The 15397-nt window shown below is 60.0% G+C and carries 6 protein-coding genes, 2 tRNA genes and 2 rRNA genes; all 10 read left to right on the top strand.

Going from position 1 to position 15397, the window contains the following annotated elements:
* Window positions 1-90 precede the first annotated feature (90 nt).
* The 10 genes from DNK50_RS27210 to DNK50_RS27165 all read left to right on the top strand — a co-directional run bounded on the left by DNK50_RS27210 (window position 91) and on the right by DNK50_RS27165 (window position 15374).
* Window positions 91-167, top strand: a tRNA-Ile gene (locus DNK50_RS27210).
* Between the two features lie 30 nt (window positions 168-197).
* A tRNA-Ala gene (locus DNK50_RS27205) sits at window positions 198-273 on the top strand.
* 247 nt (window positions 274-520) lie between these two features.
* Window positions 521-3412 (top strand): 23S ribosomal RNA (locus tag DNK50_RS27200).
* Between the two features lie 151 nt (window positions 3413-3563).
* Window positions 3564-3679: ribosomal RNA gene (gene rrf / locus DNK50_RS27195) — 5S ribosomal RNA — on the top strand.
* Window positions 3680-3814: 135 nt separating this feature from the next.
* Window positions 3815-7267, top strand: a complete 3453-nt coding sequence (gene recC / locus DNK50_RS27190) for an exodeoxyribonuclease V subunit gamma (RefSeq protein ID WP_112196748.1) — start codon at window positions 3815-3817, stop codon at window positions 7265-7267.
* On the top strand, window positions 7264-10938 hold the full coding sequence (gene recB / locus DNK50_RS27185) for an exodeoxyribonuclease V subunit beta (RefSeq protein ID WP_112196747.1): 3675 nt from the start codon (window positions 7264-7266) through the stop codon (window positions 10936-10938). Before recC ends, recB begins: the two co-directional genes overlap by 4 nt.
* Window positions 10935-13040, top strand: a complete 2106-nt coding sequence (recD, locus tag DNK50_RS27180; protein WP_112196746.1) for an exodeoxyribonuclease V subunit alpha — start codon at window positions 10935-10937, stop codon at window positions 13038-13040. The genes recB and recD overlap by 4 nt, the downstream gene beginning before the upstream one ends.
* A 12-nt stretch (window positions 13041-13052) precedes the next feature.
* Window positions 13053-13619: a YfiR family protein gene (locus DNK50_RS27175; RefSeq protein WP_112196745.1), complete on the top strand. Its 567-nt coding sequence runs from the start codon at window positions 13053-13055 to the stop codon at window positions 13617-13619.
* Window positions 13616-14878, top strand: a complete 1263-nt coding sequence (locus DNK50_RS27170) for a diguanylate cyclase domain-containing protein (RefSeq protein ID WP_112196744.1) — start codon at window positions 13616-13618, stop codon at window positions 14876-14878. Before DNK50_RS27175 ends, DNK50_RS27170 begins: the two co-directional genes overlap by 4 nt.
* 4 nt (window positions 14879-14882) lie before the next feature.
* A complete protein-coding gene (locus tag DNK50_RS27165; RefSeq protein WP_099587223.1) occupies window positions 14883-15374 on the top strand; it encodes an OmpA family protein in 492 nt (163 codons plus the stop codon).
* The last annotated feature ends 23 nt before the right edge of the window (window positions 15375-15397 follow it).

The following is a 15397-nucleotide window of genomic DNA, read 5'->3' as shown; positions in this document are numbered from 1 at the left end:
CCTAAATAGGGTTGTAGCTTAGTTGGTTAGAGCGCACCCCATGCTCTGTGGTAAAGAGCAGGGTGAGGTCGGCCTTAGCAGCTCGAAATTGGGTCTGTAGCTCAGTTGGTTAGAGCGCACCCCTGATAAGGGTGAGGTCGGCAGTTCGAATCTGCCCAGACCCACCAATTTTGTGTGGGAAACGCCTGTAGAAATACGGGGCCATAGCTCAGCTGGGAGAGCGCCTGCCTTGCACGCAGGAGGTCAACGGTTCGATCCCGTTTGGCTCCACCACTACTGCTTCTGTTTGTTGAAAGCTTAGAAATGAGCATTCCATTGTGATGATGGTGAATGTTGATTTCTAGTCTTTGATTAGATCGTTCTTTAAAAATTTGGGTATGTGATAGAAAGATAGACTGAACGTTACTTTCACTGGTAACGGATCAGGCTAAGGTAAAATTTGTGAGTTCTCTTAATTGAGAAATTCGAATTTTCGGCGAATGTTGTCTTCACAGTATAACCAGATTGCTTGGGGTTATATGGTCAAGTGAAGAAGCGCATACGGTGGATGCCTTGGCAGTCAGAGGCGATGAAAGACGTGGTAGCCTGCGAAAAGCTTCGGGGAGTCGGCAAACAGACTTTGATCCGGAGATGTCTGAATGGGGGAACCCAGCCATCATAAGATGGTTATCTTACGCTGAATACATAGGCGTAAGAGGCGAACCAGGGGAACTGAAACATCTAAGTACCCTGAGGAAAAGAAATCAACCGAGATTCCCTTAGTAGTGGCGAGCGAACGGGGACTAGCCCTTAAGTGGCTTTGAGATTAGCGGAACGCTCTGGAAAGTGCGGCCATAGTGGGTGATAGCCCTGTACGCGAAAATCTCTTAGTCATGAAATCGAGTAGGACGGAGCACGAGAAACTTTGTCTGAATATGGGGGGACCATCCTCCAAGGCTAAATACTACTGACTGACCGATAGTGAACTAGTACCGTGAGGGAAAGGCGAAAAGAACCCCGGAGAGGGGAGTGAAATAGATCCTGAAACCGTATGCGTACAAGCAGTGGGAGCCCACTTTGTTGGGTGACTGCGTACCTTTTGTATAATGGGTCAGCGACTTATTTTCAGTGGCGAGCTTAACCGAATAGGGGAGGCGTAGCGAAAGCGAGTCTTAATAGGGCGTCTAGTCGCTGGGAATAGACCCGAAACCGGGCGATCTATCCATGGGCAGGTTGAAGGTTGGGTAACACTAACTGGAGGACCGAACCGACTACCGTTGAAAAGTTAGCGGATGACCTGTGGATCGGAGTGAAAGGCTAATCAAGCTCGGAGATAGCTGGTTCTCCTCGAAAGCTATTTAGGTAGCGCCTCATGTATCACTGTAGGGGGTAGAGCACTGTTTCGGCTAGGGGGTCATCCCGACTTACCAAACCGATGCAAACTCCGAATACCTACAAGTGCCGAGCATGGGAGACACACGGCGGGTGCTAACGTCCGTCGTGAAAAGGGAAACAACCCAGACCGTCAGCTAAGGTCCCAAAGTTATGGTTAAGTGGGAAACGATGTGGGAAGGCTTAGACAGCTAGGAGGTTGGCTTAGAAGCAGCCACCCTTTAAAGAAAGCGTAATAGCTCACTAGTCGAGTCGGCCTGCGCGGAAGATGTAACGGGGCTCAAACCATACACCGAAGCTACGGGTATCACGTAAGTGATGCGGTAGAGGAGCGTTCTGTAAGCCTGTGAAGGTGAGTTGAGAAGCTTGCTGGAGGTATCAGAAGTGCGAATGCTGACATGAGTAACGACAATGGGTGTGAAAAACACCCACGCCGAAAGACCAAGGTTTCCTGCGCAACGTTAATCGACGCAGGGTTAGTCGGTCCCTAAGGCGAGGCTGAAAAGCGTAGTCGATGGAAAACAGGTTAATATTCCTGTACTTCTGGTTATTGCGATGGAGGGACGGAGAAGGCTAGGCCAGCTTGGCGTTGGTTGTCCAAGTTTAAGGTGGTAGGCTGAGATCTTAGGTAAATCCGGGATCTTAAGGCCGAGAGCTGATGACGAGCTAACTTTTAGTTAGCGAAGTGGTTGATGCCATGCTTCCAAGAAAAGCTTCTAAGCTTCAGGTAACCAGGAACCGTACCCCAAACCGACACAGGTGGTTGGGTAGAGAATACCAAGGCGCTTGAGAGAACTCGGGTGAAGGAACTAGGCAAAATGGCACCGTAACTTCGGGAGAAGGTGCGCCGGTGAGGGTGAAGGACTTGCTCCGTAAGCTCATGCCGGTCGAAGATACCAGGCCGCTGCGACTGTTTATTAAAAACACAGCACTCTGCAAACACGAAAGTGGACGTATAGGGTGTGACGCCTGCCCGGTGCCGGAAGGTTAATTGATGGGGTTAGCTAACGCGAAGCTCTTGATCGAAGCCCCGGTAAACGGCGGCCGTAACTATAACGGTCCTAAGGTAGCGAAATTCCTTGTCGGGTAAGTTCCGACCTGCACGAATGGCGTAACGATGGCGGCGCTGTCTCCACCCGAGACTCAGTGAAATTGAAATCGCTGTGAAGATGCAGTGTATCCGCGGCTAGACGGAAAGACCCCGTGAACCTTTACTATAGCTTTGCACTGGACTTTGAATTTGCTTGTGTAGGATAGGTGGGAGGCTTTGAAGCGTGGACGCCAGTCTGCGTGGAGCCAACCTTGAAATACCACCCTGGCAACTTTGAGGTTCTAACTCAGGTCCGTTATCCGGATCGAGGACAGTGTATGGTGGGTAGTTTGACTGGGGCGGTCTCCTCCTAAAGAGTAACGGAGGAGTACGAAGGTGCGCTCAGACCGGTCGGAAATCGGTCGTAGAGTATAAAGGCAAAAGCGCGCTTGACTGCGAGACAGACACGTCGAGCAGGTACGAAAGTAGGTCTTAGTGATCCGGTGGTTCTGTATGGAAGGGCCATCGCTCAACGGATAAAAGGTACTCCGGGGATAACAGGCTGATACCGCCCAAGAGTTCATATCGACGGCGGTGTTTGGCACCTCGATGTCGGCTCATCACATCCTGGGGCTGAAGCCGGTCCCAAGGGTATGGCTGTTCGCCATTTAAAGTGGTACGCGAGCTGGGTTTAGAACGTCGTGAGACAGTTCGGTCCCTATCTGCCGTGGACGTTTGAGATTTGAGAGGGGCTGCTCCTAGTACGAGAGGACCGGAGTGGACGAACCTCTGGTGTTCCGGTTGTCACGCCAGTGGCATTGCCGGGTAGCTATGTTCGGAATAGATAACCGCTGAAAGCATCTAAGCGGGAAACTAGCCTCAAGATGAGATCTCACTGGAACCTTGAGTTCCCTGAAGGGCCGTCGAAGACTACGACGTTGATAGGTTGGGTGTGTAAGCGCTGTGAGGCGTTGAGCTAACCAATACTAATTGCCCGTGAGGCTTGACCATATAACACCCAAGCAATTTGCGTCGAAAGGCCAGATTGCGGTGTGTGAAGACGAGATGAACCGAAAGTTCGACGCTCACAAGACACCGAAAGTTATCACATACCCAATTTGCTGAAGCGAGGCCAACAGGCCGCGACTCAGTACCCGAATTTCTTGACGACCATAGAGCATTGGAACCACCTGATCCCATCCCGAACTCAGTAGTGAAACGATGCATCGCCGATGGTAGTGTGGGGTTTCCCCATGTGAGAGTAGGTCATCGTCAAGATTAAATTCCGAAACCCCATTTGCGAAAGCAGATGGGGTTTTGTTTTGGGCGCTGGGAAAAGGCTGAGGCGGTCATCTCGGCCACCTTCAGTGCTAAAGTCCATACCTCGATATTGTTTTTCCCAAGGAAGCCGTTATGCCGGGTGCGACGTCCCTCAGTGCTGGATTCATGGTCGTTCACGGCAACCGGCTGGACGAACTGCGCAGCCTGGTGGTGAGTTGGATGCGCCGTTACCCCCTGGCGCCCCTGGAAAACGAAATCGCCCTGGTACAAAGCAACGGTATTGCTCAGTGGCTCAAACTGGCCCTGGCTGAAGACCCGGAAGACGACGACATGGGCGGCTGCGGAATCGCCGCCGCCATCAATGTTCAGCTCCCTGGCAGCTTTATGTGGCAGCTCTATCGCATGGTCCTGGGACGTGACGAAATTCCTCCCAAGTCCCTGCTCGATAAAGCTCCGCTCACCTGGCGCCTGATGCGCCTGCTCCCTGAACTCATCGGTCAACAGCACTTCGAGCCATTGCAGCGCTTTCTGACTAACGACACAGACCTGCGTAAACGCTACCAGCTATCGGAACGCCTGGCCGATCTGTTCGACCAATATCAGGTCTACCGTGCCGACTGGCTGGAAGACTGGGCCGCCGGCCGCCACCAATTGCGCAATGGTCGAGGGGAATCCAAGCCGCTCAATCCTGCCAATTGCTGGCAAGCCGAGCTATGGCGCGCGCTGCTCTTGGATGTCGGTGAAGAGGGCATGGCCGAAAGCCGCGCTGGCGTTCACCAGCGTTTTATCGAACATATCAATACCCTTGAAGAGGCGCCGAAGGGCTTGCCTTCGCGGGTGATTGTCTTCGGGATTTCTTCTTTGCCCGCTCAAGCACTCGAAGCATTGGCCGGCCTGGCCCGTTTCAGCCAAGTCTTGCTGTGCGTGCACAACCCTTGTCGGCACCATTGGTCCGACATCGTCGCCGACAAAGACCTACTGCGTAACGAATACAAACGCCAAGCGCGCAAAGCCGGCATGCCGGTCACCATCGACCCGCAGACCCTGCACCAGCACGCCCACCCGCTTCTCGCCGCCTGGGGCAAACAAGGCCGCGACTACATCAGCCTGTTGGACAGTTACGACGATCCCAACAGTTACCGCGCTGCCTTCCGTGATGGACGCATCGATCTGTTCAGCGACAGCGAACCCACCACGCTGCTCAACCAACTCCAGGACGATATCCTCGAACTGCGCCCACTCAGTGAGACTCGCGACCTGTGGCCCGCCGTCGACCTGGAGCGTGACGCCTCAATCCGCTTCCACATCGCCCACAGCGCCCAGCGCGAAGTAGAAATCCTCCACGACCAGTTGCTCCAACGTTTCAGCGCCGACTCCACGCTTCGCCCAAGGGACATCATCGTCATGGTCCCCGACGTTGACAGCTACGCGCCGCATATCCGTGCAGTATTCGGCCAGTTGGAAAGAAACGATCCACGTTTCATCCCCTTCACCCTGACCGACCAAGGCCAACGTGGCCGCGACCCTTTGCTGATCGCCGTCGAACACCTGTTAAAACTCCCCGACAGCCGCTTCCCCGTCAGCGAAGTTCTTGATCTGCTCGATGTCCCGGCCTTGCGCGAACGCTTTGCCATCAAGGAACGGGACCTACCTACCTTGCACCGCTGGATCGAAGGTGCTGGCATCCGTTGGGGTCTCAACGCCGAACAACGCGCTGGCCTTGGTTTGCCAAGCGAGTTGGAGCAGAACAGCTGGCGTTTCGGCCTTCGCCGTATGCTGCTGGGTTATGCCGTTGGCACCGGTGCTGCCTGCGAAGGCATCGAGCCTTACGACGAAATCGGTGGGCTCGATGCGGCCTTGATCGGCCCGCTAGTAGCGTTGCTCGACGCGCTCAGCGATGCCCATCAGGCCCTGTCACAACCAGCGGCTCCCCACGAATGGGGCGAACGTCTGCAACGCCTGATGCAACTGTTCTTTCTGCCCAGCAGTGAGCACGACGATTTCCTGTTGGGGCAGCTTGAGCAGCTCAGAGAAACCTGGCTGGAAACCTGCGAGTCAGTTGGCCTGCAGGACGAGTTACCGCTCACCGTAGTCCGCGAAGCCTGGCTCGCCGGCCTGGATCAGGGTCGTCTATCCCAGCGTTTCCTCGCCGGTGCTGTCAATTTTTGCACCTTGATGCCGATGCGTGCGATACCGTTCAAGCTGGTTTGCCTGCTCGGTATGAACGACGGCGATTACCCACGCGCCCAACCCCCGCTGGATTTCGACCTGATGGGCAGCGACTACCGGCCCGGCGACCGTTCGCGCCGCGAAGATGACCGTTATCTGCTCCTCGAAGCCCTCCTGTCGGCCCGCGACCAGCTCTACATCAGTTGGGTCGGCCGCAGCATCCGCGATAACAGCGAGCGCCCGGCCTCCGTCCTGATCGGCCAACTGCGCGACCATATCGCCAGCGGCTGGCATAACGCACAAGCAGAACAACCACTGCTCGAAGCGATGACCCAGGAGCACCCACTCCAACCCTTCAGCGCCCGCTACTTCCACGCGGGCGATCCACTGTTCAGCTACGCTCGCGAATGGCAGTTACTCCATGAAATGCAGGTCGCGACGCCTGAACAAGACGATCTGGCACAACACCATCAGGAAGAACCCCTGAGCCTCGGCCAGTTGCAAGATTTCCTACGCAACCCGGTCAAACACTTCTTCAGCCAGCGCCTGAAAGTATTCTTCGAGGCGGCCGAAGTACCCTTGGCCGATGAAGAACCCTTCGTCCTCGATGCGCTGCAACGCTACAGCCTCAGCGACAGCCTGTTGAATGCAGCGCTGTCCCAACCCGATCACCTCGACCTGGCCCTTAACGCCCAGGCCTTGCGTCTGCAGGGGAGTGGCCTGCTGCCCATGGTCGGTTTCGGCGAATGCTTGCGCAACGAACTGATCGAGCCCTTGCCCGGCCTGCTGCAACGCTACCAACAGTTGCTGGCCCTCTGGCCCACTCCGCACTCCGGCGCCGAACCGATCAGTTTTGAGCATCAAGGCATTGCGCTGGAAGGCTGGATCAGCGGCCTGCATCGACGCAGTGATGGCGGATTGCTGAGTGTCACCGCCATCCCCAATAGCATCGGGTCGATCAAGACACGCAAGTGGCATCGTCTGATCCGTCCTTGGGTCAACCATGTGGTGGCGTGCGCCTGTGGCCTGCCGCTGAGCACCGGTTTGGTGGCCAGTGACGACACGTTGCTACTGGCGCCGCTGGATAAACCCGCCGCCCAGGAAATCCTCCGCAACCTGCTGCTGGCCTGGCACAGCGCAATGAGAAAACCACTGCCGGTCGCCGTCAAAACCGCCTTCGCCTGGCTCAGCCAAACCGACCCGGCCAAAGCCCACGCCGCAGCGAGCAAAGCCTATGAAGGCGACGGCCTGACCACCGACGGCGAACGCCGCGAAACCCCGGCGCTCACCCGGCAATTCCCTGATTACGCTGCCTTGATTGCCAGCGAAGAATTCGAAGGCTGGTGCGAAACCCTGTATCGACCACTGATCAACGCCCCATGGCGATCACTCACAGGCGAGGAGGCCGGCGCATGAGCAGCAAACCCTTGGCCCTGGCCTTCCCGCTGCGCGGCAGCCAACTCATCGAAGCCAGCGCCGGCACCGGCAAGACCTTCACTATTTCCGCACTGTACCTGCGCCTGGTGCTAGGTCATGGTGGTGAGGAGTCCGGGTTCGGTCGCGAGTTGCTGCCACCGCAAATCCTCGTCGTCACCTTTACCGATGCCGCCACCAAAGAACTGCGCGAGCGTATCCGTATCCGCCTGGCCGAAGCCGCACGCTTCTTCCGCGATGAGATTGAACAACCTGATGCGTTGATCGCTGACCTGCGCGCGCAATACCTGCCCGAGCAATGGTCCGCCTGCGCCAACCGCCTGGACATCGCCGCTCAGTGGATGGACGAAGCGGCGGTTTCCACGATCCACAGTTGGTGCCAGCGCATGCTGCGCGAACACGCATTTGACAGTGGCAGCTTGTTCACCCAAACCCTGGAAACCGACCACAGCGACCTGCTTGGCGAAGTGCTGCGCGACTACTGGCGGCTGTTTTGTTACCCGATGCATGACGATGCGCTCAACTGGGTGCGTAACAATTGGGGCGGACCCGCAGCCTTGATGCCTCGGGTGCGCGCACTGTTTGGCAGCGAACGGCCTGCAAATGAAACCCGTGAGCCAGCGGAACTGATCAACGCCTGTCTGCAAGAGCGCCGAGAAGCCCTGATACAACTCAAGGCACCTTGGCAGCAATGGGCAGCAGAGCTGCGCGATATCTGCCTGCAAGCCGTGGTCGCCAAAGCCGTCGACGGCCGCAAGATGCAAGCGCGTTACTTTGAGCCCTGGTTCGAAAAAATCGGTGCCTGGGCTGCGGATGAAACCCTTGAGCAACTGGACATCGGCACCGGCTTCACCCGCCTGACCCCCGACGGTATGGCCGAAGCCTGGAAGGGCGACCCGCCGCAGCACCCCGGCATCGAGGCCATGGCCGGCCTCAAAGCCGCTCTCGACGCCCTGCCAACCCCTGACGCCGCCGTGTTGCAACACGCCGCCGGCTGGGTGGGCAAACGCTTCGAAGAAGAAAAACGCCGTCGCGCCGAAATGGGTTTCGACGACATGCTGATCCGCCTCAACGCTGCCCTGCACGCAGAGGGCGGCGAGCGCCTGGCCAGCGTGATCCGCGAGCAATTCCCGGTGGCCCTGATCGACGAATTCCAGGACACCGACCCGGTGCAATACAGCATCTTCGACAGCATTTACCGCATCGAAGACAACCACCTCGACAGTGGCCTGTTCCTGATTGGCGACCCCAAGCAAGCGATCTATGCGTTCCGTGGCGCCGACATCTACACCTACCTGCGCGCCCGCCAGTCCACCACTGGGCGTCACCACACCCTGGGCACCAACTTCCGTTCCAGCCATGCGATGGTCGAGGCGGTGAACCATGTGTTCCAGCGCGCAGAAACGGGCCGGGGCGCGTTCCTGTTCCGCGAGCCGACAGGCGAAAACCCGGTGCCGTTCCACGCGGTGCTATCCCAAGGCCGCAAGGAAAAGCTGCAGGTCGATGGTCAAACATTGCCAGCGATGAACCTCTGGCACCTGCCCACCGACCAGCCTGTTTCCAATGCCGTGTACCGTCAGCAATTGGCCGCCGCGTGTGCCACGCGGATCGTCGAATTGCTCAACGGTGGCCAGCAGGGTACGGCCGGATTCCTACAACCGGACGACAGCTTTCGCGGCTTACTGCCGTCAGACATCGCCATTCTGGTGCGCGACGGCAAGGAAGCCCAAGCCGTGCGGGCCGAGCTGGCCGCCCGCGGTGTGCGCAGCGTGTACCTGTCCGACAAGGACTCAGTGTTCGCCGCCCAGGAGGCCCACGACCTGCTGGCATGGCTCAAGGCCTGCGCCGAGCCGGACGTTGAGCGCCCACTGCGCGCCGCTCTGGCCTGTGTCACCCTGAACCTGTCACTGCCGGAACTGGAGCGTCTGAATCAGGACGAGCTGGCGTGGGAAGCCCGCGTGATGCAGTTCCGTGGCTATCGTATGATCTGGCGCACCCAAGGCGTGCTGCCGATGCTGCGCCGTCTGCTGCACGACTTCAAACTGCCGCAAGCCCTGATTGCCCGCAGCGACGGCGAACGGGTGCTGACCAACCTGCTGCACCTCAGCGAACTGCTGCAACAGGCCGCGTCCGAGCTGGACGGCGAACAAGCGCTGATCCGCCACTTGGCCGAACAGCTCGCGTTATCGGGCCAGGCCGGCGAAGAGCAGATCCTGCGCCTGGAAAGCGATGAGCAACTGGTCAAGGTCGTGACCATCCACAAGTCCAAGGGCCTGGAGTACGACCTGGTCTTCCTGCCGTTCATCTGCTCGGCCAAGCCGGTGGACGGCAGTCGCCTGCCGCTGCATTACCACGACGAACACGGCAAGTCCCATGTCAGCCTGCGCCCTACGCCTGAGTTGATCGCCCAGGCTGATGACGAGCGTCTGGCCGAAGATCTGCGTTTGTTCTACGTGGCCCTGACCCGCGCCAAACACGCCTGCTGGCTTGGCGTTGGCGACCTCAAGCGCGGCAACAGCAGCAGCTCGGTATTGCACCTGTCAGCGCTGGGCTACCTGCTCGGCGCGGGTGCTGCGTTGGGTGAGTCAGCCGGCCTGGCGCGCTGGCTGCTGGACCTGCAGGAAGGCTGCCCGGCCATCCACTATGCACACGTGCCCGAGGCCCAGGACAGCGTGTTCCACCCGCCGCGCAACCAAGCGACCTTGCTCGCACCGCTGCTGCCCAAACGCAAGGCTGCCGAAAACTGGTGGATCGCGTCCTACAGCGCCTTGCGCATTGGTGAAAGCATGAGTGTCGCCAGCCTCGAAGCGCCCGAAAGCCCACAAGCGCAAAAGCTGTTTGATGACGAACGCCTCGACCCTGACGCGCCGCGTGAAGTGGCGGCGTCCGGCGGCGATATTCACCGTTTCCCACGCGGTCCCAACCCTGGGACTTTCCTTCACGGCCTGCTGGAGTGGGCGGGTGAAGAAGGCTTCACTGTGACGCCGGACGCCATCGAAAAAGCCGTCGGCGCGCGCTGCAATCGCCGCAACTGGGAAGGCTGGATCATCACCCTCAGCGATTGGCTCGGCCACTTGCTGCACACGCCGCTGCCGGTGGACAACGCTCACGTCACCCTGAGCAGCCTGCAGCAGTACCAGATTGAAATGGAGTTCTGGTTCGCCAGCCATAAAGTCGATGTGCTCGCCCTCGACAAACTGGTGTGCCAGCACACCCATAACGGCGTCTCGCGCGTGGCTGCCGAACCGGTGCTGCTCAACGGCATGTTCAAAGGCTTTATCGACCTGACCTTCGAACAAGACGGCCGCTACTACGTGGCTGACTACAAATCCAACTGGCTCGGCCCTGACGATTTGGCCTACACGCAAGCGGCCATGGAACAGTCGATCCTTGAGCATCGATACGACCTGCAATACGTCCTTTACCTACTGGCACTGCATCGCCAACTCAAGGCGCGTCTGCCGGGCTACGAGTACGACCGCCACGTCGGCGGCGCGCTGTATGTATTCCTGCGCGGCACCCAAGCCGTCAGCCGAGGCGCGTTTTTTACTCGGCCGCCGCGTGAGCTGATCGAAGGCCTGGACCTGTTGTTCCAGGGCAAGCCCATCCCGCCCAAGGTTGAGCCCGCCTGGGAACAAGGAGTGTTGTTATGAGCCTGTCGCCCTTACCGCTGGAGGCGCTGGAGCCTCTGGACCGCGCCGCTGACCTGCTCCAGTTGCTGGACCGTTGGGTTGATCGTGGCTGGCTGCGGGCGTTGGACAAAGCCTTTGTCGGCTTCCTGCACGAACTCGACCCACACGCCGCCCCGTTGGTGTTGCTGGCGGCCGCCCTGACCAGCCACCAGCTGGGCCACGGCCATGTGTGTCTGGACCTGTTCGAAACCCTCAAGGCGCCGGACTTTGCCTTGTCCCTGCCGCCCGAAGGCGACCTGCAAACCGGCGCCATGCTGCTACCGTCGCAGTTGCTGGACGGCCTCGATGGCGCCCACTGGTGCCATGCGCTGGCCGCCAGCCCGTTGGTCGCCCTGGCGTTGGATGGCAGCGAGTCGGCGCACAGTCGCCCCTTGGTGCTGTCGGGCAAACGCCTGTACCTGCGCCGTTACTGGACCTACGAACGGCGCATCGACACCGCTCTGCGCCTGCGCCTGGCGACCCAGGAAGCCGTCGCCGCCGACTTGCCCCAACGCTTGAACGGCCTGTTTGACCAGCCGGCGCCCGATGGCGTGATTGACTGGCAAAAACTTGCCTGCGCCCTGGCCACGCGCGGTGCTTTCAGCATCGTCACCGGCGGCCCCGGCACCGGCAAGACCACCACCGTGGTGCGCCTGCTCGCCCTGTTACAAGCACCCGCGGTGGAAACCGGCAGCCCGTTGCGTATCCGCTTGGCCGCGCCCACCGGTAAAGCTGCCGCGCGTTTGACCGAATCCATCAGCCAGCAAGTGCTGTCGCTGAAAGTGCCGGAAAAGGTGAAGGAAAAGATCCCGACCCAGGTCACCACTGTTCACCGCTTGCTGGGCAGTCGCCCCGGCACCCGACACTTCCGCCATCACCTTGGCAACCCGTTGCCCCTGGATGTGCTGGTGGTGGACGAAGCCTCGATGATCGACCTGGAAATGATGGCCAACCTGCTGGACGCGTTACCGCCCCATGCGCGCCTGGTGCTGCTGGGCGACAAAGACCAACTCGCCTCGGTGGAGGCCGGCGCCGTACTCGGTGATTTGTGCCGCGACGCCGAAGCCGGCTGGTACAGCCCCCAGACTCGCCAATGGCTGCAAGCCGTCAGCGGTGAAGACCTCGACGCCAGCGGCCTGCAAGAAGACCTCGACGGCAGCCATCCCCTGGCTCAGCAAGTGGTAATGCTGCGTTACTCGCGGCGTTTCGGCGAAGGTAGCGGCATCGGCCAACTGGCGCGCTGGGTCAATCAGCAAAACGCCGAAGAGGCCCGCAAGCTGCTGGCCGCTCGCAGTCACGGCGACCTGTTCTGTGTCAGCCTCAAAGGTGAGCACGACCATGCCCTGGAACGCCTGGTGCTGGATGGGCAGGGCGACGGCGCTGAGGGTTATCGCTATTACCTCAACCTGTTGCACAGCGCGCGTCCCGCCCTCGACACCCCACGTGACAACCTCGCCTGGACCCACTGGGCGCAACAACTGCTGCAGGCCTTCGATGCGTTCCAACTGCTCTGCGCCGTGCGCAAAGGCCCTTGGGGCGTGGAAGGACTGAACCTGCGCATCACCGCAGCCTTGCGCAAAGTGCGGCTGATCGAGGGTGACGAACAATGGTACGAAGGCCGCCCGGTGCTGATGACGCGCAACGATTACGGCCTGGGGCTGATGAACGGCGACATCGGCATCGCCCTGAAGCTGCCCGAAAGTGACGGCGGCGACCCGGTGTTGCGCGTCGCTTTCCCACGTAACGACGGGCAAGGCGGCGTGCGATTTGTACTACCCAGCCGTTTGAATGATGTGGAAACCGTGTACGCCATGACCGTGCACAAATCCCAAGGCTCGGAATTCACCCACACCGCGCTGATCCTGCCGGACGCCTTGAACCCGGTGCTGACCAAGGAACTGATCTACACCGGCATCACCCGCGCCAAGCGCTGGTTCAGCCTGATCGAACCCCGTGGCGGAGTGTTTGAAGAGGCCGTGCGACGCAAGGTCAAGCGCTTGAGTGGGCTAATGCTGGAGTTGGGTCAGGAGTCAGAAATTTCTGATGCTGTGCTATCGTTGCGGCATCACTCCGAAAACACCTGAGAGTATCGCTGCATGAACGTGGCCGTCTCGCCCACAGAGCGAAGTTTGAGCTGGAGACGCCTGCTGCTTGTGGCGGTTTTGTGGCTGCTGGCGCCCTGCGTGTTTGCTGAGGCCCCAGGCCCGGCTGTCCAACGCGCCCAGGCGGTCACCCAAGTGGTCCTCGGCATCCTCAGCTATGCCCGCTGGCCCGTGGAGCCTGCACAACTGCGCCTGTGCATCGTCGGCCCCACCCAATACACCGACGACCTGATCAAAGGCACCACCCAGGCCACCGGCCGTCCGGTGGTGGTGCGCCGCCTGTTGGCCGACCATCCCGACATCGTCAGCGCCTGCGACGCCGTGTACATCGGCAAACTCAGCACGGATGAACGCAGCCGCCTGTTTGCCTCGTTGATCGGTCACCCGGTGCTCAGCATCAGCGAAGGCGGCGACCAGTGCACCGTCGGCAGCCTGTTCTGCCTGCGGGTGGGCGATGAGCAAGTGTCGTTCGAGGTCAACCTCGACTCGGTGGCACGCAGCGGCGTGCGTATTCACCCCAGTGTGCTGCAACTGTCCCGTCGCCGGGCGCCGGCCTCATGACAGCCGTGATTGTGCGCCCAACCCTGCGCTCGGTCATTGGCCGAGGGCACCTGATCCTGGCGCTGGTGGCCGTGACCCTGGCCAGCGTGTCCCTGACCCTGCTTGGCGTGTTGGCGCTGCGGGTCTACGCCGAACACAACCTGCACCTGATCGCACGTTCCATCAATTACACCGTCGAAGCGGCGGTAGTGTTCAACGACCGCGCGGCGGCCACCGAGGCGCTTAGCCTGATTGCTTCTACGGAAGAAGTGGCCCAGGCCGATGTGTTCGATGCCAGCGGCAGGCTGCTGGCGCATTGGGAGCGCCCCGAAACCGGCATGCTTTCGCGGGTTGAACTGGCGCTGGCGCATACCCTGCTTGAACAGCCCATCAGCCAGCCGATCCTGCACCAGGGCCGTACCATCGGCAGCATCCACTTGACCGGCCACGGTGGCAGTTTGCTGCGCTTCCTGCTCAGCGGGCTGGCGGGCATCCTGATCTGTACCGTCCTCAGCGCCTGGGTTGCCCTGCACCTGGCGCGCCGGCTGCTGAAGGGCATCACCGGGCCGCTGCAAAGCCTCGCCGCCGTGGCCCACGCTGCGCGCAGCGAACGCGACTTCGACCGTCGCGTGCCACCGGCGCGCATCGCCGAACTCGACAGCCTGGGCAGCGACTTCAATGCCTTGCTCGGCGAGATGGAAGCCTGGCAAAGCCACCTGCAAAGCGAAAACGAAACCCTCGCCCACCAGGCCAACCACGACAGCCTCACCGGCCTGCCCAACCGGGCGTTCTTCGAAGGCCGGCTGATCCGCGCACTGCGCAGCGCTGCCAAGGTCAACGAACGGGTCGCCGTGTTGTTCCTCGACAGTGACCGCTTCAAAGACATCAACGACAACTTCGGCCATGCCGCCGGCGACGCCGTGCTGGTGGCCGTCGCCGACCGCGTGCGTGCACAACTGCGTGACGATGACCTGGTGGCGCGCCTGGGCGGTGATGAGTTCGCCATCCTGCTGGCGCCGCTGCACAAAGTGGAGGATGCCCAGCGCATCGCCGACAAGATCATCGCCAGCATGGACCTGCCGATTGCCGTGCCCGGCAATACTCACGTATCGACCTCTTTGAGCATCGGCATCGCCATTTATCCCGATCATGGTGTCACTCCCGGCACCTTGCTCAATGCCGCTGACGCGGCGATGTATCAGGCCAAACGGTTTTCTCAGGGCGGCCAGCAAACGGCAGAGTCGGAGCACTCTACCGTCAACACTCAACACAGGAGTTGATCCCTTGTTCTCGACCGCGCGCGTTTTATTCATCTCATTGCTGGTGGCTTTCCTTGCCCTCGGCGGTTGCCAGACCGCCCCACCCAAAGGCCTGACCCCGGCGCAGGTCGCGGTCCTTAAACAGCAAGGCTTCGAACTCACCGACGAAGGCTGGGCATTCGGCCTGTCGGGCAAAGTACTGTTCGGCAGCGACGTCGAAACCCTCAACCAGCCCAGCACTGACATCGTCCAGCGCATCGGCAAAGCCCTGCTGGGCGTGGGCATCGAACGCGTGCGCGTCGACGGCCACACCGATGCATCGGGCAAGGAAATCTACAACCAACAACTTTCCTTGCGCCGCGCCAAAAGCGTGGCCACGGTGCTGCAAGGCGTGGGCATGAAAGAAGAAAACATTCAACTGCGCGGGTTGGGCAGCGCCGAGCCCGTGGCGTCCAACACCACGGCGGCGGGGCGTACGGAGAATCGTCGGGTATCGATTGTGGTCATCGCGGACTGAGTCGCCTCACCCCTCTCAACTTG

Source organism: Pseudomonas sp. LG1E9 (assembly GCF_003290225.1).
Classification (GTDB): Bacteria; Pseudomonadota; Gammaproteobacteria; order Pseudomonadales; family Pseudomonadaceae; genus Aquipseudomonas; species Aquipseudomonas cyclaminis.
Note: the sequence above shows the minus strand (reverse complement) of the source record. Positions and strands in the feature narration are given on the sequence as shown.